This window comes from Alkalibacterium sp. AK22 (assembly GCF_000585255.1).
GTDB lineage: Bacteria > Bacillota > Bacilli > Lactobacillales > Carnobacteriaceae_A > Alkalibacterium.
On sequence record NZ_JANL01000005.1, the window covers coordinates 1 to 22,587 of the forward strand.

22 protein-coding genes are annotated in these 22,587 nt (G+C 44.1%); 9 read left to right on the plus strand and 13 right to left on the minus strand.

Annotated elements, in window-relative coordinates:
- The first annotated feature begins 293 nt into the window (after window positions 1-293).
- The 3 genes from ADIAL_RS00165 to ADIAL_RS00175 all read left to right on the plus strand — a co-directional run bounded on the left by ADIAL_RS00165 (window position 294) and on the right by ADIAL_RS00175 (window position 2,013).
- Complete coding sequence (locus ADIAL_RS00165; RefSeq protein ID WP_034298461.1) at window positions 294-503, plus strand: hypothetical protein; 210 nt, start codon at window positions 294-296, stop codon at window positions 501-503.
- Window positions 504-701: 198 nt separating this feature from the next.
- Window positions 702-1,175 (plus strand): YaiI/YqxD family protein, encoded by a 474-nt coding sequence (locus ADIAL_RS00170; protein WP_034298464.1) that lies wholly within the window; start codon window positions 702-704, stop codon window positions 1,173-1,175.
- Window position 1,176: 1 nt separating this feature from the next.
- Complete coding sequence (locus tag ADIAL_RS00175) at window positions 1,177-2,013, plus strand: DUF72 domain-containing protein (protein WP_034298466.1); 837 nt, start codon at window positions 1,177-1,179, stop codon at window positions 2,011-2,013.
- 87 nt (window positions 2,014-2,100) lie between these two features.
- Here ADIAL_RS00175 and ADIAL_RS10965 read toward each other — a convergent pair whose 3' ends face one another.
- Window positions 2,101-2,787, minus strand: a complete 687-nt coding sequence (locus ADIAL_RS10965; RefSeq protein ID WP_197017726.1) for a VanZ family protein — start codon at window positions 2,785-2,787, stop codon at window positions 2,101-2,103.
- 109 nt (window positions 2,788-2,896) lie between these two features.
- On the minus strand, window positions 2,897-3,838 hold the full coding sequence (locus ADIAL_RS00185; protein WP_034298468.1) for an aminopeptidase: 942 nt from the start codon (window positions 3,836-3,838) through the stop codon (window positions 2,897-2,899).
- A 160-nt stretch (window positions 3,839-3,998) separates the two neighbouring features.
- Between ADIAL_RS00185 and ADIAL_RS00190 the strand changes: the two genes are divergently transcribed.
- Window positions 3,999-5,024: a zinc-binding alcohol dehydrogenase family protein gene (locus ADIAL_RS00190; RefSeq protein ID WP_197017727.1), complete on the plus strand. Its 1,026-nt coding sequence runs from the start codon at window positions 3,999-4,001 to the stop codon at window positions 5,022-5,024.
- A gap of 247 nt (window positions 5,025-5,271) precedes the next feature.
- Here ADIAL_RS00190 and ADIAL_RS00195 read toward each other — a convergent pair whose 3' ends face one another.
- The 4 genes from ADIAL_RS00195 to ADIAL_RS00210 form a co-directional block, all read right to left on the minus strand.
- On the minus strand, window positions 5,272-6,243 hold the full coding sequence (locus tag ADIAL_RS00195; RefSeq protein WP_034298470.1) for a permease prefix domain 1-containing protein: 972 nt from the start codon (window positions 6,241-6,243) through the stop codon (window positions 5,272-5,274).
- A complete protein-coding gene (locus tag ADIAL_RS00200; RefSeq protein WP_034298473.1) occupies window positions 6,240-6,575 on the minus strand; it encodes a PadR family transcriptional regulator in 336 nt (111 codons plus the stop codon). Before ADIAL_RS00200 ends, ADIAL_RS00195 begins: the two co-directional genes overlap by 4 nt.
- A gap of 246 nt (window positions 6,576-6,821) precedes the next feature.
- Window positions 6,822-8,414, minus strand: a complete 1,593-nt coding sequence (locus ADIAL_RS00205; protein WP_034298475.1) for an ABC transporter permease — start codon at window positions 8,412-8,414, stop codon at window positions 6,822-6,824.
- Window positions 8,415-9,314: an ABC transporter ATP-binding protein gene (locus ADIAL_RS00210; RefSeq protein ID WP_034298477.1), complete on the minus strand. Its 900-nt coding sequence runs from the start codon at window positions 9,312-9,314 to the stop codon at window positions 8,415-8,417.
- Between the two features lie 538 nt (window positions 9,315-9,852).
- Here ADIAL_RS00210 and ADIAL_RS00215 point away from each other — a divergent pair.
- Window positions 9,853-10,380, plus strand: coding sequence for a hypothetical protein (locus tag ADIAL_RS00215; RefSeq protein ID WP_034298479.1), 528 nt, complete (start codon window positions 9,853-9,855; stop codon window positions 10,378-10,380).
- Window positions 10,381-10,437: 57 nt separating this feature from the next.
- On the opposite strand, the gene ADIAL_RS00220 is transcribed toward ADIAL_RS00215, so the two are convergent.
- The 6 genes from ADIAL_RS00220 to ADIAL_RS00245 all read right to left on the minus strand — a co-directional run bounded on the left by ADIAL_RS00220 (window position 10,438) and on the right by ADIAL_RS00245 (window position 15,685).
- Entirely contained in the window at window positions 10,438-10,986 is a 549-nt protein-coding gene (locus ADIAL_RS00220) for a cysteine hydrolase family protein (protein WP_034298481.1), read from the minus strand.
- A gap of 24 nt (window positions 10,987-11,010) precedes the next feature.
- A complete protein-coding gene (locus ADIAL_RS00225; protein ID WP_051503612.1) occupies window positions 11,011-11,421 on the minus strand; it encodes a GtrA family protein in 411 nt (136 codons plus the stop codon).
- Between the two features lie 31 nt (window positions 11,422-11,452).
- Entirely contained in the window at window positions 11,453-12,562 is a 1,110-nt protein-coding gene (locus tag ADIAL_RS00230; RefSeq protein ID WP_231492019.1) for an NADH-dependent flavin oxidoreductase, read from the minus strand.
- Window positions 12,563-12,680: 118 nt separating this feature from the next.
- On the minus strand, window positions 12,681-13,163 hold the full coding sequence (locus ADIAL_RS00235; protein ID WP_034298486.1) for a hypothetical protein: 483 nt from the start codon (window positions 13,161-13,163) through the stop codon (window positions 12,681-12,683).
- Window positions 13,164-13,342: 179 nt separating this feature from the next.
- The gene (locus tag ADIAL_RS00240) at window positions 13,343-14,080 is read right to left on the minus strand and encodes an SDR family NAD(P)-dependent oxidoreductase (protein WP_034298488.1); all 738 of its coding nucleotides are present in this window, start codon (window positions 14,078-14,080) and stop codon (window positions 13,343-13,345) included.
- Window positions 14,081-14,335: 255 nt separating this feature from the next.
- On the minus strand, window positions 14,336-15,685 hold the full coding sequence (locus tag ADIAL_RS00245; RefSeq protein ID WP_034298490.1) for a diguanylate cyclase domain-containing protein: 1,350 nt from the start codon (window positions 15,683-15,685) through the stop codon (window positions 14,336-14,338).
- 234 nt (window positions 15,686-15,919) lie between these two features.
- Here ADIAL_RS00245 and ADIAL_RS10970 point away from each other — a divergent pair, with 234 nt between their 5' ends.
- A complete protein-coding gene (locus tag ADIAL_RS10970; RefSeq protein WP_051503613.1) occupies window positions 15,920-16,867 on the plus strand; it encodes an alpha/beta hydrolase in 948 nt (315 codons plus the stop codon).
- A 565-nt stretch (window positions 16,868-17,432) separates the two neighbouring features.
- Here ADIAL_RS10970 and ADIAL_RS00255 read toward each other — a convergent pair.
- Window positions 17,433-18,524, minus strand: a complete 1,092-nt coding sequence (locus ADIAL_RS00255) for a glycerol dehydrogenase (RefSeq protein ID WP_034298492.1) — start codon at window positions 18,522-18,524, stop codon at window positions 17,433-17,435.
- 213 nt (window positions 18,525-18,737) lie between these two features.
- Between ADIAL_RS00255 and ADIAL_RS00260 the strand changes: the two genes are divergently transcribed.
- From ADIAL_RS00260 to ADIAL_RS00270, 3 genes are all read left to right on the plus strand, one after another.
- Window positions 18,738-20,501 carry a DUF4153 domain-containing protein gene (locus tag ADIAL_RS00260; protein ID WP_034298494.1) on the plus strand — a complete coding sequence of 588 codons (1,764 nt, stop codon included), beginning with the start codon at window positions 18,738-18,740 and terminating at the stop codon, window positions 20,499-20,501.
- An 81-nt stretch (window positions 20,502-20,582) separates the two neighbouring features.
- Window positions 20,583-21,398, plus strand: a complete 816-nt coding sequence (locus ADIAL_RS00265; protein WP_034298496.1) for an aldo/keto reductase — start codon at window positions 20,583-20,585, stop codon at window positions 21,396-21,398.
- A 288-nt stretch (window positions 21,399-21,686) separates the two neighbouring features.
- On the plus strand, window positions 21,687-22,388 hold the full coding sequence (locus ADIAL_RS00270; protein WP_034298498.1) for an FAD-dependent oxidoreductase: 702 nt from the start codon (window positions 21,687-21,689) through the stop codon (window positions 22,386-22,388).
- Window positions 22,389-22,587 lie beyond the last annotated feature (199 nt).

The window sequence follows — 22,587 nt, forward strand, 5'->3', positions numbered from 1 at the left end:
CCACCGAGATCTACACTCTTTCCCTACACGACGCTCTTCCGATCTCAAAAACACCTCCGACATAGTATTTTGTAAATTATACCATTTCGAAGGTGTTTTATATTGTCTCATTTCGTTGTGTTAGTCTACCACTTCAGTCCGGTTTTTATATGCCATTACTTTTGAACAGTGCAGCCTCTCTGCTTGCTTCTGCTCTAAACTTATCGGTCAAAAGTCATCAGCAAACCTTATCGAAAGCGTTATCACCTGTTCTGTGCTATACTGAATTTAGATTAATGAAAGGAGTGGATGATATGCAGAACGGACCCAGTCATTCAGGCAATCCTAGACTTCCTGATGATTTAGCGGCGCTGAATGAAACGGAATTTGATGCTGCTGAAGAAAATGCTGAGAAATCAGAAGAGGAAAAAGCAAAGGATTCCCGTCCTGAAGATAAGGAGCCTTTCAATGTTGATAAAGTTGACGACTTGGAAGCTTCAAAAAAAGGTGAGAAAGAAGACTGATTCCTTTCATACCCGAAAATTAAAAACGTGTCTCCCCTTCCCGGTCCAGACGTTTCTGCCTGCTTTAGTGCTGCGTTCCCCAACACAGTGCTGATAAATGAGGCAGAACAACTGAGGCCGGGATTTTTTCTGTGTGTTGTAATTGCCTTAGTGCTTCAGTATGATAGGTATATCTAATCAATGAAAGAGGTGCTTTACATGCAGATTTTAGTTGATGCCGATGCCTGTCCTGTCAAAGACATCATTATGTCTCAAGCTAGGGACAACGATCTTACGGTCCTGCTTGTCTCCAGTATCTCTCACTTTTCAACAAAAGAACTGCCCGAAGGAGTTGAACGTATATGGGTTGACAAAGGCAGTGACTTGGCAGATTTTGAAATTATGAAACTGGCATATCCCAACGACATTGTTGTTACACAGGACTATGGTCTCGCTTCCATGCTGCTGCCTAAAAGATGTCGAATCCTTCATCACAGTGGTTATGAGTACACCGAGCAAAGTATTCAAAGGCTCGTTGACAGTCGTCACCTGTCCGCTCAATTGCGGCGCCAGACCCGCTCCAGTCGGGTGAAAAGTGAAGATCCCTTTAAACATGAACCGCAGACTCCTTTCGATGAACTACTCGAGCGCGTGATCCAGGAGCAGCTCAAAAAACTGAAGGAGATCGAATAATATGATGACCATAGGACTGACCGGTTGGAGCGACCATGACCTGATTCAAAGAGAAGCCTCAAGAAAGCTGGAAGACTACTCTAGTCATTTTCCAGTCGTGGAGCTGGATACAAGCTTTTATGCCATTCCTTCGGTTAAAAATATTGTATCCTGGATAGAGAAGACTCCCGACCGCTTTACTTTTCTGCCGAAAGTGCACAGCATGATGACCTTACATAAGCCTTTCGCCCCTGATTTTGAATCGATGGCCGACGTCTATGCGGCTTACCTGCAGGCTTTTGATCCGATGATCAGAGAACAAAAAATCAAAGCTTTTTTGTTTCAGTTTCCACCCACCTTTGATTGTATCAGGCCCAACGTCAATTACCTCAAATATGTAAAAAAACAGATGAACGAGCTGCCTGTAGCCGTGGAGTTCAGAAACCAGAGCTGGTTTACTGATCAGAACGCTTCAAAAACACTGGCCTTACTGAAGCAGCTCGGCTTTACCCATGTCGTGGTCGATCAGCCGCAGACGCCGACCAACAGTATCCCTATGGTCAAAGTGTCCACCCATCCCGCTCTTAGCATCATGCGCCTGCACGGGCAGAACTATGAAGGCTGGCTTGGAGAAAACGTGACCGACTGGCGGGCTGAACGACCGTTGCATGACTACTCGCCGACTGAACTTGAGGCCTTCAAGGAAACCGCACTACAGTTGGAGCAATGCAGCCGGGAAGTCTGCATCATCTTCAACAATAATTCAGGTGGACATGCAGCCAAAAATGCTAAAGAACTGCAGAAACTGCTTGGCCTGGATTTCGACTACCTCGGCCCTCAGCAGCTCGATCTGCTTTAAGACTAGCTTATTGTCTACAGAGTCACTCAAACAAAAAAAGCAATCGGCACAGTGCCGACCGCTTTTACCTGTTCACCATGATGAAGCTCAGCTGATTGCTTCCTGCTTCCTGTCTGCTTTGGCCGTATACTTTCGGATCCACTGAATGAGCTGATTGAGTGTGCTGTAAAGCAGGACCCCAACGGTGGCCCCTACTGTATCGATGATGACGTCCATGACCAGAGGGGTGCGCCCCGGCACAAAATGCTGATGTAGCTCATCACTGATCGCATAAAAGAAAGAGATTAGTATAGCCATCACAAATGCCTTAATCCATTTAACTCCTGAAACGGTCAGCGCGTTCATCAGAAAACTTCCAAGGAACAGATAGATGAAAAAGTGGGTTGTTTTTCTTAAGTGGCGATGGATTACCCACCGGTTCATCTGAAACAGGCCAAGTGAGCTGACCCTGGGTCTGATTGTTGTGTAGAGAACGTAGACAATCCCCAGGCTGATCAGTATGAACACGGAGAACAATAGTATTTTAGCGACAAGGGGAGCACTCATCCTGGCTAACCAGATCAGAAACAGATGATACAAAATTATGAAGACGATCAGGCCGACCCACTGCCAGTTTGACAGTACCTCTGCGCCAAGTCGCATCACACCAACACTCCACCTAACAGATTCATCAGCTGGATGCGAAGAAAACCAGAAAATGACGGCCATCCAGAAGACGACCATTCCCCAGGAAATAAACTGCACCGCTCTACTTTTTTTACTTTCTACTGTCACGCTAAACTCTTCCTTCCCCCTACTGATTTGCATTTTATTTTCAAAGGGTAACATCAACCCCCTCAGCTCAGCAAACAATCGTGCTCAGCTTATATGAGGAAAACCGTATTTATATCATGCTTCCTGCTTCTATTATTTTGACTCCGTCGACCCAGACCGTCGGTTCCTTTACCACACAGTCGATATGCACACCGGCTTCGGTCGTTCCTCCGAACGGTTTGTTTGAACCAAAGGCAATATGGATCGTGCCGTATACTTTTTCATCTTCCAAAACGACACCTGTGAGGCGGGCCGCCGGATTGGTTCCAATACCAAATTCAGCAATAATCCGCCCGTCGCCTTCTCCCAGCAGTTCTAAGAGCTCCCCTCCTAAAGGAGTTGTTGCTTCAGTCAGTCTACCGTTTTCCAGCTTAAGCAGAATCGGTTCTTCGACCATCCCCAGCTGGGCAATCGAGCCGTCTACAATCAGGCTTCCGTCAGCAGAATCTTCTAGCGGTGCAATAAAGGCTTCTCCTGAAGGGACATTGCCGGCTTGTCCTTTTTCTTTGAAGACACCCGTACTCGCTATGCCTTTTCGTCCCTTGACCGAAAAAGTCAGTTCTTTTCCGTCTTTCTCGATTTTAACGTCTGACGCATGCTCTAACAGTTCGGTATAATGGGCCGTCAATTTCATGACTTCCGCCGGATCCGCTTCAATCGCTCCTTCAGCCAGCATCGGCAGCGTGATTCCCGGCATTGTACCGATACGGGTCCCTTCAGCTGCTGCCTCTTTCTTGGCTCGGGTATGTGTCAGACTAGCATGGGTCACGCACAGCGCAACATCCGCCTCTTTCATCGCTTGGGCTACAATGGCCGGCGGCTCTTCCCCGGACTTGTAATTAGCCGGAAACTGAAGAAAGACCGTTTCGTTCCCTTTAATACAGGCTGCCTCATAAAAAGGCAGCGCAACCTGACTCATCCGGTCATCCGTGATCACAGCCACCTTTTCATTTTTCTTCAGGTCAAAATTGTTTTCAAATACTTTAATCGCATTGTCTATATAGTGGGTCATGCTCTTCATCTCCTAGTCTGTATGTATGGGTGTTCTTCTATTTTATCGAAAAATGAGCAGTTTGGAAACAAAATCAGCCTCTTATGAGAAAGAAGGCAAAGACTTTGTGACCTTGTTACTTAAAGTGTACACTGAAAGAAATAAGAGAAAGGGTGTTTTGATGGAAAAAATGATGAAGGCATACGGATTTGAGAATCCGGATAAAAAACAGGCCCTGCCGACTTTTGAAAAGCGGGACGTTCCCATCCCTGACATTTCAGGCAAAGAGCTGTTAGTTGAAGTCAAAGCGGTTGGCTTAAACCCCACAGATCTGGCTACTCGAATGATGAAAAAACAGGATGATGCATCCTTTACGGTTCTAGGGAGAGACGTTTCCGGCGTAGTGGTATCTGTGGGACCGGATGTCACCCTGTTTAAAGAAGGCGATGAAGTCTTTTACCCGGGGACGACGACTGTCCAGGGAGCCCAGGCTGACTTTCATAAGATCGATGAACGGATGGTCAGCTTAAAGCCTAAAAATCTGAGCTTTGCAGAGGCAGCAGCCCTCCCGCTGACAGCTTTAACCTCCTATGAAGTGATCCACGACCGCCTGAGGCTCTTTGATGTCGCTGAAGATCCCTCTGATGTAACGCTGCTGATTGTCGGAGCGGCCGGTGGTGTCGGTTCGATCGCCACCCAGCTTGCCCTGAATTACGGCTTCAATGTGATTGGGACAGCTTCAAGAGAAGAATCGGTTAGTCATCTGAAAAAGCTGGGCGTCAAACAGGTCATCGATCATATGAAGCCTTATGGAGAGCAGCTTAAAGAAGCCGGTGCGGATCCTATCGATGCGGTCTTTTTGGCAGCCAAGTCAGATGAGAATATCAAGGAAGCCGCTAAAGTCGTCAAGCCGCAAGGACAGCTCTGTACGCTTCTCCCTCTGTCAGAGCCCCTGCCGATGACCTTTTTCGGGAAAAGTCTGACCATCAGTTTCGAGCTAATGTATACACGTTCAGTCTACCAGACAGCTGACTGGATCAAGCAACATGAATACCTGACTGAACTGAAAAATCAGGTAGAACAAGGCTTCGTTCAGACAACTTTGACCAGGCGCTTTGACCAGCTGAACGAACAGACACTGACGGAAGCCTACGGACTGCTCCAGTCAGAGCACACCATCGGTAAGATCGTACTTGAAAAAAATTGATTTTTAACCGCTATTCGGATTGCGATGCAGCTCAACCTACTCTCTGCGTCTGAGTTTGGCCGCTGAGCTCAATACAGCATCCTAGAGACTGGGAATTTATATTGAGTCGAGCACTGTCCTTCTGACATTGCTCTCAGTCAACGCTCGAACAGACGTCCCTCAATGATTTATTTAGTTATTTTCTTTTTTCAATAATGAAGGCCACCGCTCGTTTGAGCGGTGGCCTTTTGTTTTGATTATAGTTTCATTATGATTTGTAAATCGATTCAAAGAGCGCTTTGACTGTATCTTCCAGTATGCCTCCCAGGACAAACAGGATCCAGCTCCAGGACCAGACATTTCCGCCAATAATGAATCCCAGGCCTAGATATACCAACACAATAACCGGCCAGTAAATCTCATCAATAATATAATTTAGTTTTTTCATACGCTTATCCGCCTTGACTGCTTCTTCAAAACAAGCAGGATCTTTACCGTTTTCAAGCAGAACGGTAAAGGCATAATAACTGTTTCCGCCGTATACAAAGAAGACGACACCTATCCCAATTAACACGAGCATGAGGCCAATGCCCGGCAGAACAGAAAGGGTAGTTGTCCACAGTCCGATGAGCAGCGGGACGAATGATAGAATACATAAGGCGACACCCATCATAATACTGAATGCTAGTGACTTCTCGTATGCCTTCTTGCGGTCAGCAATTTCATCTCTCAAGTCAGGCAAGAGCACAAAGGGAGACTGATAAGCTTGCAGATCCCGAGAACGAAGGCCCTCCATAATGAGCAGCCCGATGCCAATGATTAAAAAAGGGAGCAAGAAGATAACACCGATAACTCCAGGCATATTCAGTGTGGGTGCCAAACCAAAGAGCGTCAGCATACCGCCGACTCCTGTTAGAATGGACCAGACACCTAATCCGATACGCAGTCCCATTGTCTGTCGGGATTTAATATAACCATCGACCGCATCACTTTCCATCGTCGGATAGTGATCTACCGTTTTCTCTGTATCTTTTCTGATTCCCATCTCGGTGAGCAGTTCGTCGATATTACCGAATTCTGTGATAACGACCCCCAAAGCTTCATTTTCAGTTGCTCCTTCAGCAATGAGGTGTTCATATTTGTCCTCCATATTTGCTAACATATCCTGCTTCAGCTGATAGGTCTCCTCTGTAAGAGGCACACTTTTAAACATTTGCTCGACATACTCTCGAATAATCATTTGTTTTCTCCCCTTTCAACCAACTTGTCAATCACTTCTTTTGTCAAAGTCCATTCCTGTTGCTTGTGCTCAAGATATTTTCGGCCATCCTCTGTAATTCTATAGTATGTCCGCTTTTTCCCTTGGGTAATATTTCCTGCATACGCTTCAATCAACTTATTTTTTTTCAAACGGCTGAAGGCCGAGTACATTGTGGTTTCCTTGATCACATACTGCCCGCCTGTCCGCTCCTTAATTTCTTTGGACAAGGCATAGCCATATGAGTCCTGTTCAGATAGAAGAGACAGTAAAAAAGTATCATTGTAGCCACGGATTACATCACTGCTGATCATTAGCCTCCCCCTTTCTTTACCCTAGCGCCTGTCATTGTCGAACTGAAAAGTGTTTACATAGGGGGCATTATCGCATTATGCGTCTGGAAAAACTAGTCATTTATGTCCTTGTAAATTACTTTATCTGTCGTTGTACTTAGTTTAGCATAGTGTAATGGTAATTACCACGACTAGCGTAGTAAAAACAAAAAATCAGACCTGGGACCGAGTTGGTCGCAGGTCTGAACTACATGTATTTCAGTTTGATCAATTGATATCCCTTTGTCTGAACCCAACCGTTCCAATAGCTATGAGCACTAAAGCAACAACAGACAACGTTACTGTCACTTCCCAACTCCACTCTTCTGAAGGCAGAGCTGGTACATGATAAAAAGGAGACAAACGGTTAAAGGCAGCCGGTATGTCGAACAGGTCACCAAAATACAGCAGAATGAAGGCATAGCCGTGGTATAGCCAGATAATTGGTGTAGTTTTGGGTATCCAGCCGAAAAGGATCACAGCTACTCCCAGCATGATCAACATCGCCGGAATATAAGCCATCCCAGTAAGCAGGACATCAAGCAGTTCGATATCATAACCTGTCGCAAGTGCTGCTCCTCCAAACGCCAATGACTGAACCAGCTGAAGCCAGAACATAGAAAGTACAGCAGTCAAAGTAAATCCACTGATAACCGTCTGACGCGACCGGTTGCCTGCGACAACTGATTCAAGGCGCTGCTTTTTTTCTTCTGCCCTGATTCTCAAAAAGACCTGAAGGCCCGCAATTGTCGTAATCATTGCCATAACAGCAAGAATCATGGACATGTATTGTTCAACCAAGCCTATTGACGGGTCGCTGGCTAGGATCTGCTCAATAATTTCATTTCCAGAAAGCAAATCCTGGACATCTTCCAGTATGGATCCGTACGATACACCCAGAAGAAACATGGCAGCCGACCAGGCAATCAATGGGACTTTGATCAGAATAAAAACAAAGCCTAAAGAAGTCTGTAATAAAGATGAAGCACGGGTTTTTCCTGGACGATCAGGAAGCAGGCCTGCTCCTATATCTCTGTGCTTTTTCAGCCAGAGGGCCGTTATCAGCAGTAAGACAGTAACCAGCAGCCCGATATAGATTGGCAACCAGTTATTACTGGCAAAAGGCTCACTCCGGTACAGGAGGCCTAGGGGTGAAATCCAGCTCAATACGGTTAACCCTGCATCACCGATGATTCTCAGTATATACGCACCGCCTAAAACACTGAAAGCCAGCATCATGGACCCGCGCGTATTGGAAGACAGCTGACTGGTAATGAGGGCCACCGCCCCAAACAAGATACCGCTGATTCCATACATCGCACCTGTAAGTATAGCTCCATGTAACGTCATACTTGCATCACCCAGCAGCAAGAGCAGCACAGATGAAATGATAGCCAGCACGGTATTCGTTGCAAGTAAAAGGATGATTGTCGCATTTGTATGCGCCAACCGCCCCACAGGAAGGGCCTGAATCAGTTCCAGAGTACCATCTTCTTCCTCACCTCGGGTGTTTCTGACAACAAGCAGGATTGACATCAGCGCTATCAAAACAAAACCGATGATAGTCATGCTTTGTGTGTATAAAGCGCCTACTGTAAAATTGTCCATTCCGATCGCTTTTCCGAATAAAGCTTCCATTGCAGGGTTCTGCATAGCCATAGCCATGGCCTCTAGCTCTGCCGGCTCACCATATATTTCAATAAAAGCGACGACACCTATAATCACGTAAGCAGCTAAGCCGATAAGCCACAGCAGCAATGTAATCCACTCTTTTTTCAAAGTAAAAACAAACATCTGGCCTGTAAGTTTGTGTGACTGCATTCAGACTCCTCCTCTGGTTGATTCATAATGGCGCATAAACAAGTCTTCCAGTTTAGGCGGAGCACTTTCAAATTGTGTTACAGTGAAAGGCTGAAGATAAGCAAGCAGATCATTTAAGTGGTCACTGTCCAGCTGAAAAATATACTCGCCTTTTTTCATATGAAAATCATGGACGAATGGTTGCTTATCTAAATCAGGGAGTGCTTCCACTGTTTTCAAGCTGATTAGCACACGTGTAAGGTGCCTGAGGTCGTCAAGCGAACCGGCTTCAACAATGTTTCCTTGCCGAATAATGACCACTTTGTCACACAGTTTTTCAACTTCAGAAAGGATATGACTGGACAATAGGACACTAGCTCCCTTTTCCAGTGCTTCTTTGGTACATTCCTGAAATACTTGCTCCTGCAGTGGATCCAGCCCGGAAGTCGGCTCATCAAATATATACACATCGGCTTTTGCCGCAAATGCTGCAATCAGCGCAACTTTCTGGCGATTACCTTTGGAATAAGCCCGACATTTTTTCGTTGGATCAAATTCAAACCGCCGGATCAGGTCTTCTTTTCGCTTACGGTCTACCGCTATACCACGTAAGCTGAGAAACAGATCAATAACCTCTCCACCAGTCAAGTTCGGCCAAAGATTGACATCCCCCGGGACATAAGCAACCCGCCTGTGAATATCTACCGCTTCCTTCCAGACATCTTGACCAAAAATTTCTACCCTCCCCTTATCCGCTTTGATCAAGCCTAGAAGAATCCGAATGGCTGTGGATTTTCCGGCTCCATTCGGACCGATAAAACCGACGATTTCCCCTTTTCTGACTTCAAAACTGACCTGATCCAGCGCTTGTGTCTTTCCGAACGCCTTACTTAGATTTTCCACTTTAATTAAAGTCTCCATACTCATTCACCCTCCTGGTATTTAGCGTACTTAGATATTTTTTTTCAAGAAATGTGCTGTTAAGATGGTTCAATTATAACTGTAGCGGTTTTCATGGTCAATGAGGCTGAAGCCTGATCAGGATGTCTGATTTCTTTTCTATTTTCAGAATCAATCAAGAGGAAAAGTTTTAATTTTAGATGGAAAATTTATATTTTATTATTTTTTTATTTATAATGAGTCAAATCTATTTAAATACTTGCAGTCAACAAGTACATAGATTATAATAACTAAAGTTTAAGTATAGTTCTGGTTGCTGTAAACGTGAATATTTTCAAAAAATACCGGACATCATTATATTAGCCTAACAGAGTAGAATCTATATCTGAATATGGAATTACTATTATTTTCACTTCAATAAATAATAGATGTTATTTTTTTTGAGCGATAACAGTTGAATCTTACAGCTTATTTCGATACACTCTATTTGTGACATAAATATGTCCAAACGTACACATTTGTATAGTGAAACATTTAGAACAGAAAAGGGGGTATGACCTTGAGTTTCTATGAGAGCATCAAAACATTTATCAAAGAACACGCTTCGCGTTCCAGCCAATTAATCAAAACTAAATCTTTAAAAGAAGTTAGAGACGGTCACCCTGTAACTATTAAACACAAAGTACAAGTAAAAGCGAGTGACTTGACCAATGACCAAGTGGTTATAGATCAAGTTGTAAACAAAATCATTTCAAAAGATTATTCTAAAAGAAGTTACGCTGGCAAAACAGACAAGGACCTTGCCGCCTACAATAAAAAAATATACCGTTATGAAAGTTACAGGACAAAAAACGTCAAGCTGGTTCCTTCCCCGTCAGACCGGTTGGATATTTATATAGAGAATACGTATTTAGGTAGACTGCCGCAAAAAGATACAAAGCAGGCACTGGAACATCTGCAGTCTTCTATCTTTATGGCTTTTGCTTATGTTGATGGTGGGCCTTATCGTCAATGTCCGGCAGAAATACAGAATGCAGAGACTGAAAAAGATCCATACGATTTGCATATTTATATTCAGTTCAGCTGAATGAATAAAAGCGCTAGCTTACCAAATAAGGTATGAGCTAGCGCTTTTATTCATGAGTTAAACGACTCGAGCACCCAATGTATTTTCAAAATGGGTCAAAGCCCATTCATGTCCTTGTAAATTAAAGCTGGCGACTGCATCTTTGTAAACCACGATCTCAAAGCCTTTGTTGTAAGCGTCAACTGCCGTATGAAGAACACAGATATCAGTACATACCCCTACTAAATGTACTTCGGTGATGCCTCTTTCCCTTAGTTTAAGTTCCAGATCCGTCCCTGCAAAGGCACTATAGCGGGTCTTGTCTGTGTAGTAGACATGCTCTTCTTCCTTGATAGACTGATAGACGGCTTCCAAATCTCCAAACAATTTTCTTCCTTCACTGCCCTCAAGGTTATGAGGCGGGAACAACTTGCTTTCAGGATGGTGGGCGTCCTCTGCCTGATGCTTGTCGATGGTAAAAGCCACAAAATCCTGTTCATCATTAAATCTTTTTGTAATCTCAATGATTTTGTCATGAATGGCCTGACCTGGTTCTCCGCAAGTCAGTGCTCCCTCATCTGCAACGAAGTCGAGGGTGTAATCGATATTGATCAGTGCTTTATTCATATTACTCACTCCTTTTCAAAGTAGTCAGTCTTTTTTGAAAATGACACGCTTACTTATATAGTAATTGCTGGCTGCAATACATACTTCTACGATGATCTTAGCCTGCGTTGCCCCGAACCGGATCAGCTGGACAATCAGATAAAGTCCAGCCATATCCATTAAAGCCGCAGTTAATCTTAACGACACAAACAAAGAAAATTCTCTGACCAGTGCCTTTTTGGTATGAAGTGTTGTCTTGAATACATATTTCTTGTTGACCAGAAAAGAAAAGAGAATAGCCAGGGAAATTGCAACAGCATTAGCTGTAAGGTAGTATACGCTGAATAGGTGGTGAAGGGTAAAAAACACAAGAATGTTAATCGTGGCTGTTATCAGTCCAAAGAGAAAATAATCGATAAACTGGTGAAACTTAGCATATACCTCTCTCGTCATCATCGTCAGGCACTCCTTCACTTCAGCTTGCAGCCTACTTGATCCGGTCTTTCATCATATTCTGCATAAATTGCCAGACACCATTAGTGAGAAACAGCTCTTCCCGCTCTTCATCCGTTACATCATAACGAATCGTCTCTTCCTTGTCTTTCAGAACTTTGCTGACCCAGTGAGGATCGGCTAGCAGGACACGTCCCAGTGCTGTTAAATCACTGTTTTCTAAGGCCTTTTCTGCATCTTGTCCGGTACGGATATCTCCAACTGAAATAAAGGCGGTTCTGCCGTTTATTTTTTCATGAAGATAGGCCAGCATGGATTGATTCTGATACTCTTCATTCTGTGATAGCTGATCATATTTTCCCAATGATACATGCAAATAATCAATGGCTTTATCAGCCAGCTTATCTACTAGGTACAAAGTGTCTTCGAAGCGAATACCTGGTGTTTCATATTCTTCCGGTGAAAAACGGTAGCCGATGACGAAGGGACGATCGGTATGTTTGTTTACCGTTTCGATGACTTCATCAACCAGCAAATCGGCAAAGCGGAAACGCTCTTCCAGACTACCACCCCACTGGTCTTCCCGGCGGTTTGAATGCGGGGAGAAGAACTGCTGAAGCAAGTAGGTATTTGCGCCGTGAAGCTCGATTCCGTCAAAACCTGCCTGTATAGCTCTCACTGCTCCCGCTTTAAAATCTTCGATGATTTGATAAATCTCTTTTTCTTCGAGTTCCCTCGGTTCTTCAGCTGTTGGACGTTCTGCTTTAACCGCACTCGGAGCAACCGGCTTTGTGCCTCTCAGCACAGAAGATGATGTCATGCGTCCTCCATGATACAACTGTACGATTGCTTTTGTCCCGTTTGTCTGAATGGCCGAAGCCAGCTCGCTAAGTCCCTGGAGGTGCTTGTCATCGCAAATCCCTAGCTCTCCTTCCCAGCCCTTACCGCCTTCGGATACATTGGCTGCTGCGGTTATGATCGCTCCAGCTTCTTTACTTCTTAAGTGGTAATAACTGATTTCGTCTTTTGTAATCACTCCATCAAAGAAGCTCATTTTGGTTGTCATAGGTGCCATAACGAACCGGTTATTTAGCTTTACTCCGCTGTTAAAGGTAAATGATGAAGCATATTTTCTATCTGTCAATCTGATCATCCTTTCTTTATATCTATTATATTGTACCGATTCGACTTTTCAAAAACAATTTATACGCAAAAAAACAGTCAAGTGGGGGTTATCCACCTGACTGCGGTAAGGGAACACATCATGAATGAGCTGCAGCACACTCCGGATAAACGTCAGTGACCGTGCGGTCTGGGTCTATCACAATATAGAGTCGATCTCCATGCTCTTGGGATGATTGATACAAGTTATCGTTACCGTCTGTATCCATTGCTTTATAAGGAAAGTAGATGCGGTCTTTATCAACATGCACACTCTTGCTGTCCACTTTACGGTCACGATACAAAATATCCATCATTTCGATATCCTGGAATTTGGCAACCCGGGCAAACATACCGGCTTCCAGTCCACCTTTATTGATGTCGTTAGAATTGACACTGTCTGCTTCTTGGGCAATCTCGATTTTCAACGATTCACACGGGTGAATCTCTTCAAAATCGTCTTTGATGCGCCCAAAGCTGGTCGATACCTGCTTGATCCATAAGTCTCCGATGTGTTCACGGCTTACTGTCCAGGTTTCACCGTTACGGAAGACAAACCTTAAAGCACTCATCACTTTTTTCATGGCATTCTCTCCTGTTCTTTGTTATGTGAATAGTTTAACAAATAAACAAGTTAAATGGAAGCTATTTTTCCACTTTTTTTATCTTTTACACTATATTTTGTGCTTACATGAACAATATGAATCTAGACTATACGATCACTTTGCCACCCTTTCAACGCCATACTTGCAATCTAACTGGTTTAACGTCCTACAATCCATCCTCCATCTGCAGTCACCGTTGTGCCATGCATGTAGTCTGAATCCTCCGATGCTAAAAACACTGCCAGAGCCGCAATTTCCTCAGGCTTGCCGGCTCTTCTAGCAGGAATACCTTTGAGTCGTTCTTCTTCAATCCCTTCAGTCATCGGCGTTTCAACAAATCCTGGAGCAAGCAGATTAGCTTTGACTCCTTTACTGCCAAAATCATAGGCCAATTGCTTAGTAAAGCCGACCAAGGCATGCTTGGATGTGACATAAGCTGAGCCCCCCGGACCTGCTACACTTGAGGCTTGTGACCCAACGTTAATGACTGTTCCTTTCCCCTTATCTAAAAAGACCGGCAAGACAGCTTTGACTGCCAGATAAGGTCCCTTTACATTAACTGCCATCAATTTGTCGTAGTCCTTATCTTCCAGGTCAAGAGCCGTCGCATAGGCATCATGAATGCCCGCTCCATTGTAAAGAATATCCACTGTCCCATATGCATCCTGTGCTTTTTCAACTGCCTTGTTCAGCTCTTCGGCTACTGTGGTATCCACTTTTACAAATAGGCCCGCCCCCTCGTTTTGGGTGATTTGATCGACTACCTTTTCTCCTGCCTCCTGATTTCTACCACAGACAAGTACACGGGCTCCTTCCCGGGCAAATGCCACCGCTGTTGCTGCCCCAATACCTGATGTTCCACCGATAATCATTGCTACTTTATCTTTTAACTTCATCCTATCTCTCCTTTTATTTTTATATTGTCATCATAGTCCTCTACTGACTTCTTTTTCAAAAATTACGACTTCCACATCCTATTTGGCTTTCTTGATTGACTACAACTTTGAATCAGGGATCATTTCAATGTGCCTGCTTGTCCCCAGCAACATTATCAAAGAGTAACGGTCTCCTAATTTTTTTTTTAAAAAAAAAGAGACTCCAAAGAGTCTCTCCCGGTAAAGCTCAAGCATTGCTATGTGTCACCATTTGTTTTAATCGATTTCGGTTAACATAAAGTCAGCCGATCGCTTGTAGACAGATTTATGTCGATACATCTGTTTATCAACTGATTCGTACAGGTTCTCGAATAAATCCAGCTGCGTGGTCATCATATAGCCGATTGAAACAGACGGCTTGATCAGGCACCCTTTATATTCTATCGGCTGTTCTACATGCCTGACGATTCGGTCGGCAATTTTTTCAAGATTCTCTTCTGACCTTACATCCTTGACCAAAATCATAAATTCATCTCCACCTATTCGTCCGATTTGATCCGTCTGCTTAAGAACTTCGGTGATTCGGCGTGAGCAGACAATCAGAACCCGGTCTCCGGCTAGATGGCCATATTCGTCATTCACTTGCTTGAAGTCATTAAAGTCAATAAGAAGCAGGCCGTTTTGGCCGGTGTTGGCTTTAATCAGCTGCCTCACCGTTTTTTCAAAAGTTCCCTTGTTCAAGAGACCGGTCAGGGAGTCGCTGTGGGCCAGCTCGCGCTTATTAACGTATTGCAGTGTAAACACATATACCATAAGCGCAATCATACTAATCATGACATAAAACAGGAGCATCTCGGTCTGATGAGTATCTGAAGAGAAACGCCAGCCTCCAGCAGGAGTGATGCCTAAAGTCCAGACGTTTCCCGGCAGACGAACAGTCCCGAGCAGACTGTCTTGCTCAAATACCCGGGCATCTCCCCAGAATTCTTCCCTGTCTGTTCCGGTATAGAGCCTAAGCGCTAGTGCATAGTCCTGAACTGTATCCGGGTCAACCACTGAAGCTAGCAAATCATCGTAGTCTACAGTAATATTCGCAAAGCCCCAAAGCGTCTCCAGTCCCCCGGCTGATTCTATAAAAACCGGCTTACGATTGAAAATTTTAACTCCGCCTTGAACAGCTTCGATTGGACCTTGAGCCACTGATTTCTGCTGCTCGATGGCTTTTTGGATATGATAAGCCCGTTCGGTATCTTCTAGGAGGTCAAAACCAATAGCTCTGTCATTTCCCCTTAGTGGATAAATAAACTGAATAATTCCATCTCTAGCAATGGACACGCTATCGATAATCTGATTATTATCCACGACCAGCTGAGCATATTGGAGGAAGTCATCGTCAGTCAAATCGGAGTCTTGGCTGATGAGCATTTCAAAGAAATCTGCATAAAACAGACTGCTGTCCAGCTTGGATTGCAGCTCATTTTGGATCTGATTAAGAGTGTCCCTCGCTTCAGCCCGATGCTCCTGGGCAGCCTGGATATCATACTGCTTTCTTAACTGTTGAACCGGAAACATCAATACAGCCGCAGCACACAGCGCGGCTAGGCAGGCGATCAATCGTTTAGTCACGATAAGTGTCCTTTCAGGAATCCGTTGTAATGTTTATTTAGTCATATTATACATGAAAAAAAGAGTTTAGAAACAACACACCTGTATAATATCACAAAAAAGAACGGGTAATTTAGTAGGCTTGCAAGACTCATAACCGCTTGTCACCTGAAAGTAAAAATCAAGCAGACAGATAAATTCTGCTTTACTGAAGGGCCATTTAAGCTTATGCTTAAGTAATCAGGAGGATACATTATGACTAGATATTCAATCTTTAAAGACGTTCGCCCCTATAAATTTTTGGCCTGGCCCTTGGTGCCTGTCGTCATTCCCATAGTAAACACTTCACTCTGGCTAGCCAGAAAAAGCTTGCCCGTCTCGTCAGGCGTGACATTAAAAAAGGTATTGCTGAGCACAACCGACGATACGTCTGTTACACTCTACATCTATAGTCCTGTTGACCAGCCTGCTTCAGCTTGCCTACTTTATTTTTATGGTAGTGCCTACTTTATGACTCAGTCTCCTCATCACCATAAATGGGCAATGACTTACGCAAAAGAAACCACTAGTATCGTTGTTTTAGTTGATTACCGTCAGGCTCCCAGATATCCCTTCCCTGCCCCTTTCAACGACTGTTTTCAGGCAGCGGATTGGGTCTTTAATCACAGCCGGAATCTGGGCATCGATCCGAGAAAGATAGCCGTCGGCGGAGACAGCAGCGGTGGTGCACTGGCGGCTGGAGTTACCCTCCTACGTCGGGACAGACACCTGCCTAATTTTTGCTTTCAGTTTCTTCTTTACCCGGTTATGCATGCCCGTACCCAGACACCTTCAATGAGAGCATTTGACAAGACACCCTTCTGGAACAATGCTTTGTATAAAATGATGTGGTCGCTGTATGTTCAAAAACCTATTGATCCTGTTCAGCCATACGCTGCACCTCTGGAAGCAAGGCATTTCCGTAATCTGCCCCCCGCATATATAGAAGTTTGCGAATACGATCCGCTAAGAGACGAGGGACTTCTATATGCAAAAGAGTTAATGGCTGCTAAAACAGAAGCAGATGTTGCGGTAGTTCCCAAGGCTTTGCATGGCTACGATATTCCTTACTGGACAAAACGGTCTCAAGCGTTTGAAGCCCGACGCATCGCAGCATTGAAGACAGTCTTTGAAGATCAGCAATCAACAAGATACAAGCAGTAGGCAACAAGGCTGGTGCCTTCTTCAGAAGACTTTCAGATCTTCCAAGGTCAATAAACGCTCGAGCTGGTGCCACAGACAAGCAGTGGCTTTTGCTAGAGCCAAGTCAACTGAAAGCCATGACTATTGCTCTCAAAAGTTAAATTAAGCGCACAACAGCCCAGCTTTCCTTGCTTTTTCGAGTGCTCAGATGGCGCACAGCACTATTTTGTGAGATGAGCCGAGGCGACTCGGCGTCGCTGCCCCCCCTTAAGCTGAACCGCTAAACCTATGGAGAGCCGACTTGGCATCGATACTCGCGTTAAGCCGGACTACTCTTACCATTGCGTGGCAACTCGATTCAATTTATTATCTTTTTTCAGTAGTCGTTAGTGACTGCGTTTAACTGACAGTATTGCTCGTCAATAAATACCCATTCAATTAAACTCGAGGGGAACCTAGTCGATAAGCATGAAAAAACGGTCAGATCAAGGAAACGATATCCTTAGTCTGACCGTTTTTCATCTTTTGTTTTAAAAAAAGCGGCGTCCTGTAATTGCTGCTTTTGAATCAATCTTTGGCCTACATTTTAGGCTTTACTGAGTTCATTGACCGCCAGGATAGCATGGGCAATCTCTACCGGTGTGATTTCAGGGTCCAGATTTTCCATGGTTTCACCGTCTGCTGTAGCAAGCTCTCCGATTTCAATCAGCTCATCAAATGATTTTTCATCCAAATGAATATCTTTGAGTGTTGTCGGCATATCAATCGCTTTGAAGAAGTCGATGTATTTTTTGATTTCATCTCCCGATTTGCGTTCCAGTACCAGCTGTACCAGCACCCCGTAGGCTACTTTTTGACCATGAGTCAGATCGTGAATTTCTCCATCAACGGCTGTAAAGCCGTTATGGATCGCGTGAGCTCCGGCCAATCCGCCATTTTCAAAGCCAAGTCCTGAAAGCAGGGTATTTGCTTCAACAATAGCATCCACTTGTGGAGTAACGAGTTTTTCCTTAACTGCTTGGTAAGCCGCTAGTCCATGAGTGAAGAGAACCTCCTCGGCCATTTCAGCAATAGCTTTAGCTGCAAAAGTCGTCTTGCCTCCGGCCATTGTGTCACCATTGCGTTTCATGGCAGCCCTCACCTCAACCAGTGTTGCCATGGCATCAGACATACCCGAGGCAAACAAATGAAGGGGGGCTTTAACGACAATGCCTGTATCGATTAGGACCAGGTCCGGATTTTTATCATAGAACTTATAATCCTCAAACACACCGTCATCGGAATAAATAACGGACAACGCACTTGTTGGTGCATCTGTAGAGGCTGTAGTCGGCACAATGATTACTGGAACACCCAAAGCATCAGACACAGCTTTTGCCGTATCCAAGGTCTTCCCCCCGCCGACACCAATGACGGCATCTGCCTCTTTGTCTTTACCTAGCTCGACGAGTCTATCTATTTCTTTCGTTGAGGCCTCACCGTTAAATTCTTCAAAATGGAAGTCACTGTCCGAATCCTTGAAGCTGTTTTCTATGGCATCTTTTGTAATATCCCATACCACTTCATCAGAAAGCAGGAGGGGTTTCTTTCCTATTGCTTCCGTTTCTTTGCCTAGTTCCTCAATAACACCGTTCCCTTGAATATAGCGACTGGGTGATTTAAAAATATACTTTTGCATAATCTGACTCCTTTCGATTTTTTGTACACTTATATTGTATCAGACAAGGTCTTGCTTCAACAAAAGAGAGGCCTTATAGGTCTTTAAAACCCTTATTTGACAGTCTAAAAATAAACTGTTCAGGCAAGGAATAAACATTGCAGAATCTTATCCTTAGGAGTATGATTTCATTAAGAACCAACTATTTTCACTCAGCAGACAGGAGTGTTCTTCATGAAAAACAGTCAACTTTTTTTTCGCCTGAAAAAACAAGGCAGTGTCGTCTTCAAGCGTTTTCCACTACCCATAGCTTTTATCGGACTAGCCACCTTGTTTTCACTACTTTCTATCCAGTCCAATGATTTTGAGTACGGAGCAGAAGTTTTAGCTTCAGGACTGGCGGCATTATTTCTAGCTGCACTTATTCTTTTTTCAGAACAACTCCTCTCTTCCAAAAAGTGGCACTGGATTTTAGAGACTGGACTGCTTTTGTTTATTCTCCTGTATTATATCTATCTGAGGCAAGTCGACTTGTCACTTAATCAGGCGGGGAGTATTCGGACACTTGTCTTTTATTTCTTAGGTACTGTCTGTCTGATTGCTGCGCCTACCGTCCGCTCTCATATTTCGCTCACAGACACATTGACTGTCATGATTAAGGCTTTTTTTAGTAGTTTGCTCCTGGCTGTAGTCATGTATCTGGGAGTCAGTGCAGTGCTCGGTACCTACAGTACACTGTTTGCCGTACTTGAATTTACCTGGTTCAGTTATTCAGCAGCTTTGATTTTCACCTTCTTTGCGCCAGTCTACTTTTTGTCAATGATCCCCAGATTTAACAAGTCAACCGAGCATAAGGATATTCAGCAAGCTATGAGTCGCCCTAAACTGCTTGCAATACTGCTGGACTTTATTGTAGTTCCGCTGATTCTTGTCTTTACAGTTTTGCTGCTTGCTTATATCGGACTCAACTTGACCGGAGAGTTCTGGCTGGACAATTTGATTGAGCCCATGCTGATCAGTTACGTCATCATCGGTCTGCTGACGCTGTTTCTCACAGAACCTTCAGAAAAACAGTGGGTTCATCTATTTACCCGCTATTTCCCATATCTTCTGCTCCTTATCGCCCTGTTTCAAAGTGTCTCTTCTTCAATAAAGTCCTTCCAGCTTGGACTGACCTATGGCCGCTATTTTGTGCTGCTCTTCGGCTTATTTGCCATCAGCAGCAGCCTTATCTTTGCTTTTTTCAAACCTAAGCAAACACTGATTCCTCTTATTCTGATTCTGCTTGGGGGAATTTCAGTACTGCCCTATATCGATGCCGTATCGATTGGTATAAGCAGCCAACTTGGACGGGTGGACCACATTGTTTCAGAGAACGACCTGGATGAAAATGGCCGGATCAATTCTGTAGTGTCATTTACAGATTCGGAAAAAACGCAACTCAGTTATAGCTTCAATCACCTGCAAGACGTCAATGCACTAAACCGTATCAGCTGGCTGCCGGAGAATTTCAATTACTACAATGACTTTGAAAGCATTTTTGGTTTCGATCCGTTTTTCTTTGAAAACACAGAGTCCCCTCAGGAACCTGTTGACCGGGATTATGCTTATGTCGAAATCGACCGGCGCTCACCTGTCGTCATTCCAGTAAATCAAGCCGATGAAGCGGTATTTTTGAGCACTTACTACCTTGACACAGAAGATATTTACACGCTTGAACTGAACAGAGAGTCGACCGAGCTTGCTATCACACTAGAGGAAAACCTGTTTGTGCTTGAGCTGGTAGAGGAAGGCAATCTGCTCCTGTCCTTTGATTTGTCTTTCCTTGCAGAGGATGTCTTTACCTTGTCAGAAAACGGCGAAACCTTGTCTATTGAAGAAGCAACGTTTACAGACGAAAATGAAGCAGCTGAAATACGCGTGATCCTCAATTATTTCGAGGCCCAGGACACAGGAGTCCTCAATGGGGATCTCACTGTTTTGATTAACTACAAATAGGAAGGCCAATCAAAAAGGAAGCATTTTCATGCTGTTTAAGGTAAAATTGAAGCAGTTGATATTTTAGGAGGAATTAATTTTATGACCAGCAATAAAACCTTTTCTTTTCATAACGGCGTGTCGATTCCGCCCATTGGCTTTGGTACCTGGCAGATTCCCAATAACGAAGCCTACGAGGCAGTAACAATGGCTCTTAAAAACGGCTACACCCACATCGATACGGCTCTGGCTTATCAGAATGAGGAAAATGTCGGTAAGGCCATCAAGGATTTTGACCTCGCCCGTGAAGAAGTGTTTATTACAAGCAAACTCCCGGCCGAACGCAAAGGGTATCAGGAAACACTGGATGCCTTTCATGAGACCATCACTAATTTAGGTGTTGACTTCCTCGACTTGTATTTGATTCATGCTCCGTGGCCTTGGAGTGATATCGGAAAAGACTGCACAGAAGGGAATATAGCGTCCTGGAAAGCGATGGAAAAACTTTATCGTGATGGTAAGATTCGTGCAATAGGCGTATCCAACTTTGAAACGAAAGATATTCAGTCTCTACTGGATAATTGTGATATTGTGCCAATGGCCAACCAGATTCCATTTTATATCGGAAGAGACCAGAAAGAGCTACTGTCCTTCTGTCAGGAGCACGGTATTGTTGTCGAAGCCTACTCTCCTCTTGCGACGGGAGAGCTGCTGGACAGTCCTGAATTGAAGGCGATGGCAGACAAGTATGACAAGACCCCCGCCCAAGTGGCCATCCGTTACTGCCTGGAAAAAGATACACTGCCGCTTCCAAAATCATCTCATGAGCAGCGCATCATCGAAAACAGCCAGATGGATTTTGAGATTTCTTTAGCTGATCTAAATATTCTTGATGAAATGAAAGATGTCCGTAGCTGATTGAAATCAGTCAGCTTTGCCTAAGTTTATAGTTTCTGAAAAGCCATGTGTAACTATTTTGCATAGCGAAAGCCCAGTCCTATAGAATTCGGGACTGGGTTTTTAAATATAACAAGTAGTTTAGTGAGAGGCACAACGTTTTAAAATATCAAGGCATCTGAACACTGCACACCATATTCAGTAGGCAGACAATACAGGCAAATCATTGATCAGGAAAGCATTTAACTTCTTATCACAGCTTCCTTAACGTATAATGAAATAAAGTCGTACTTAAAAGGGTGAAAGTCAATGAAAATGAGTGATTACACTAGTCTATTCAGACGAAACAAACTGACTATTACAGAGATGTACAATCCTTTTGATGACTACTTAGTTATCAAATTGGCTATACCTAAAAACTTTAAATGGGACGCAGGAGATCACGGCGTATTCACCCTTCCCGGAAAGGAAGTTAGAGGAAAATTCTTTCGTCCTTTTTCAGTAGCCTCTATACCGAAAGAAGGGTTCATGCTGATTGCTACTCGAGCCAATGAACCGAAGAGCAGCTTCAAGGAAAAACTCTTTGATCTTGAAGTGGGTGATCAAATTTGTGTATATGGTCCTTTTGGCTGGTTTAAGGTTAAAGATGAGAGCACTCCTATTGTTATGATAGCAACTGGTATTGGTATCACTCCTATGCGCGCTATTGTCAAGGAGTTGGAGCGCGATGAATCGAGACCTTTTCATCTCGTCTATACTTCTCCAGACCGTCACCTGTTTAAAGAAGAGCTGGATGACATTGCCCGTAGAAACGATTCCTTCCACCCTGTTTATGCTACAAATAAAGAGGCAACAATCGAAAGTTATCTTGCTTTAGCTGATTATTACGGGAACAATGCTTTTTACTATATAGCAGGTAACCCTAAAATCATCAAGGCTACAAAGAAAGAACTGGGTAAAGCAGGTATCAAACGTACCCGCTTTATCTGGGACCCTTATTTCGGCTACTAATCATTTTGTTTCTAAATATAGAGAAAAATCCCGTCACACCAGGAGAGTTTGATTCTTGGCGAGACGGGATTTTCTACTTGTGTAGTCAGAGGGCGACGGGAGCGTGGGCGGGGGCGCAACTCGTGACCATTTTCTCTCAAGGTGCTGCGCAAACTCCTTTTCCGGCGCAACTCGTGGCCATCTTCTCTCGAGGTGCCGC

Excerpts from the sequence above, each read along its gene's own strand:
- ADIAL_RS00265 (WP_034298496.1), top strand. The coding sequence starts at position 20,583 with ATGACCAGCAATAAAACCTTTTCTTTTCATAACGGCGTGTCGATTCCG.
- ADIAL_RS00210 (WP_034298477.1), bottom strand. The coding sequence starts at position 9,314 with ATGGAGACTTTAATTAAAGTGGAAAATCTAAGTAAGGCGTTCGGAAAG.
- ADIAL_RS00205 (WP_034298475.1), bottom strand. The coding sequence starts at position 8,414 with ATGCAGTCACACAAACTTACAGGCCAGATGTTTGTTTTTACTTTGAAA.
- ADIAL_RS10970 (WP_051503613.1), top strand. The coding sequence starts at position 15,920 with ATGACTAGATATTCAATCTTTAAAGACGTTCGCCCCTATAAATTTTTG.
- ADIAL_RS00175 (WP_034298466.1), top strand. The coding sequence starts at position 1,177 with ATGATGACCATAGGACTGACCGGTTGGAGCGACCATGACCTGATTCAA.
- ADIAL_RS00220 (WP_034298481.1), bottom strand. The coding sequence starts at position 10,986 with ATGAATAAAGCACTGATCAATATCGATTACACCCTCGACTTCGTTGCA.
- ADIAL_RS00165 (WP_034298461.1), top strand. The coding sequence starts at position 294 with ATGCAGAACGGACCCAGTCATTCAGGCAATCCTAGACTTCCTGATGAT.
- ADIAL_RS00260 (WP_034298494.1), top strand. The coding sequence starts at position 18,738 with ATGAAAAACAGTCAACTTTTTTTTCGCCTGAAAAAACAAGGCAGTGTC.
- ADIAL_RS00270 (WP_034298498.1), top strand. The coding sequence starts at position 21,687 with ATGAAAATGAGTGATTACACTAGTCTATTCAGACGAAACAAACTGACT.
- ADIAL_RS00170 (WP_034298464.1), top strand. The coding sequence starts at position 702 with ATGCAGATTTTAGTTGATGCCGATGCCTGTCCTGTCAAAGACATCATT.
- ADIAL_RS00240 (WP_034298488.1), bottom strand. The coding sequence starts at position 14,080 with ATGAAGTTAAAAGATAAAGTAGCAATGATTATCGGTGGAACATCAGGT.
- ADIAL_RS00235 (WP_034298486.1), bottom strand. The coding sequence starts at position 13,163 with ATGAAAAAAGTGATGAGTGCTTTAAGGTTTGTCTTCCGTAACGGTGAA.
- ADIAL_RS00255 (WP_034298492.1), bottom strand. The coding sequence starts at position 18,524 with ATGCAAAAGTATATTTTTAAATCACCCAGTCGCTATATTCAAGGGAAC.
- ADIAL_RS00225 (WP_051503612.1), bottom strand. The coding sequence starts at position 11,421 with ATGATGACGAGAGAGGTATATGCTAAGTTTCACCAGTTTATCGATTAT.
- ADIAL_RS00195 (WP_034298470.1), bottom strand. The coding sequence starts at position 6,243 with ATGATTATTCGAGAGTATGTCGAGCAAATGTTTAAAAGTGTGCCTCTT.
- ADIAL_RS00200 (WP_034298473.1), bottom strand. The coding sequence starts at position 6,575 with ATGATCAGCAGTGATGTAATCCGTGGCTACAATGATACTTTTTTACTG.
- ADIAL_RS00185 (WP_034298468.1), bottom strand. The coding sequence starts at position 3,838 with ATGACCCACTATATAGACAATGCGATTAAAGTATTTGAAAACAATTTT.
- ADIAL_RS00190 (WP_197017727.1), top strand. The coding sequence starts at position 3,999 with ATGGAAAAAATGATGAAGGCATACGGATTTGAGAATCCGGATAAAAAA.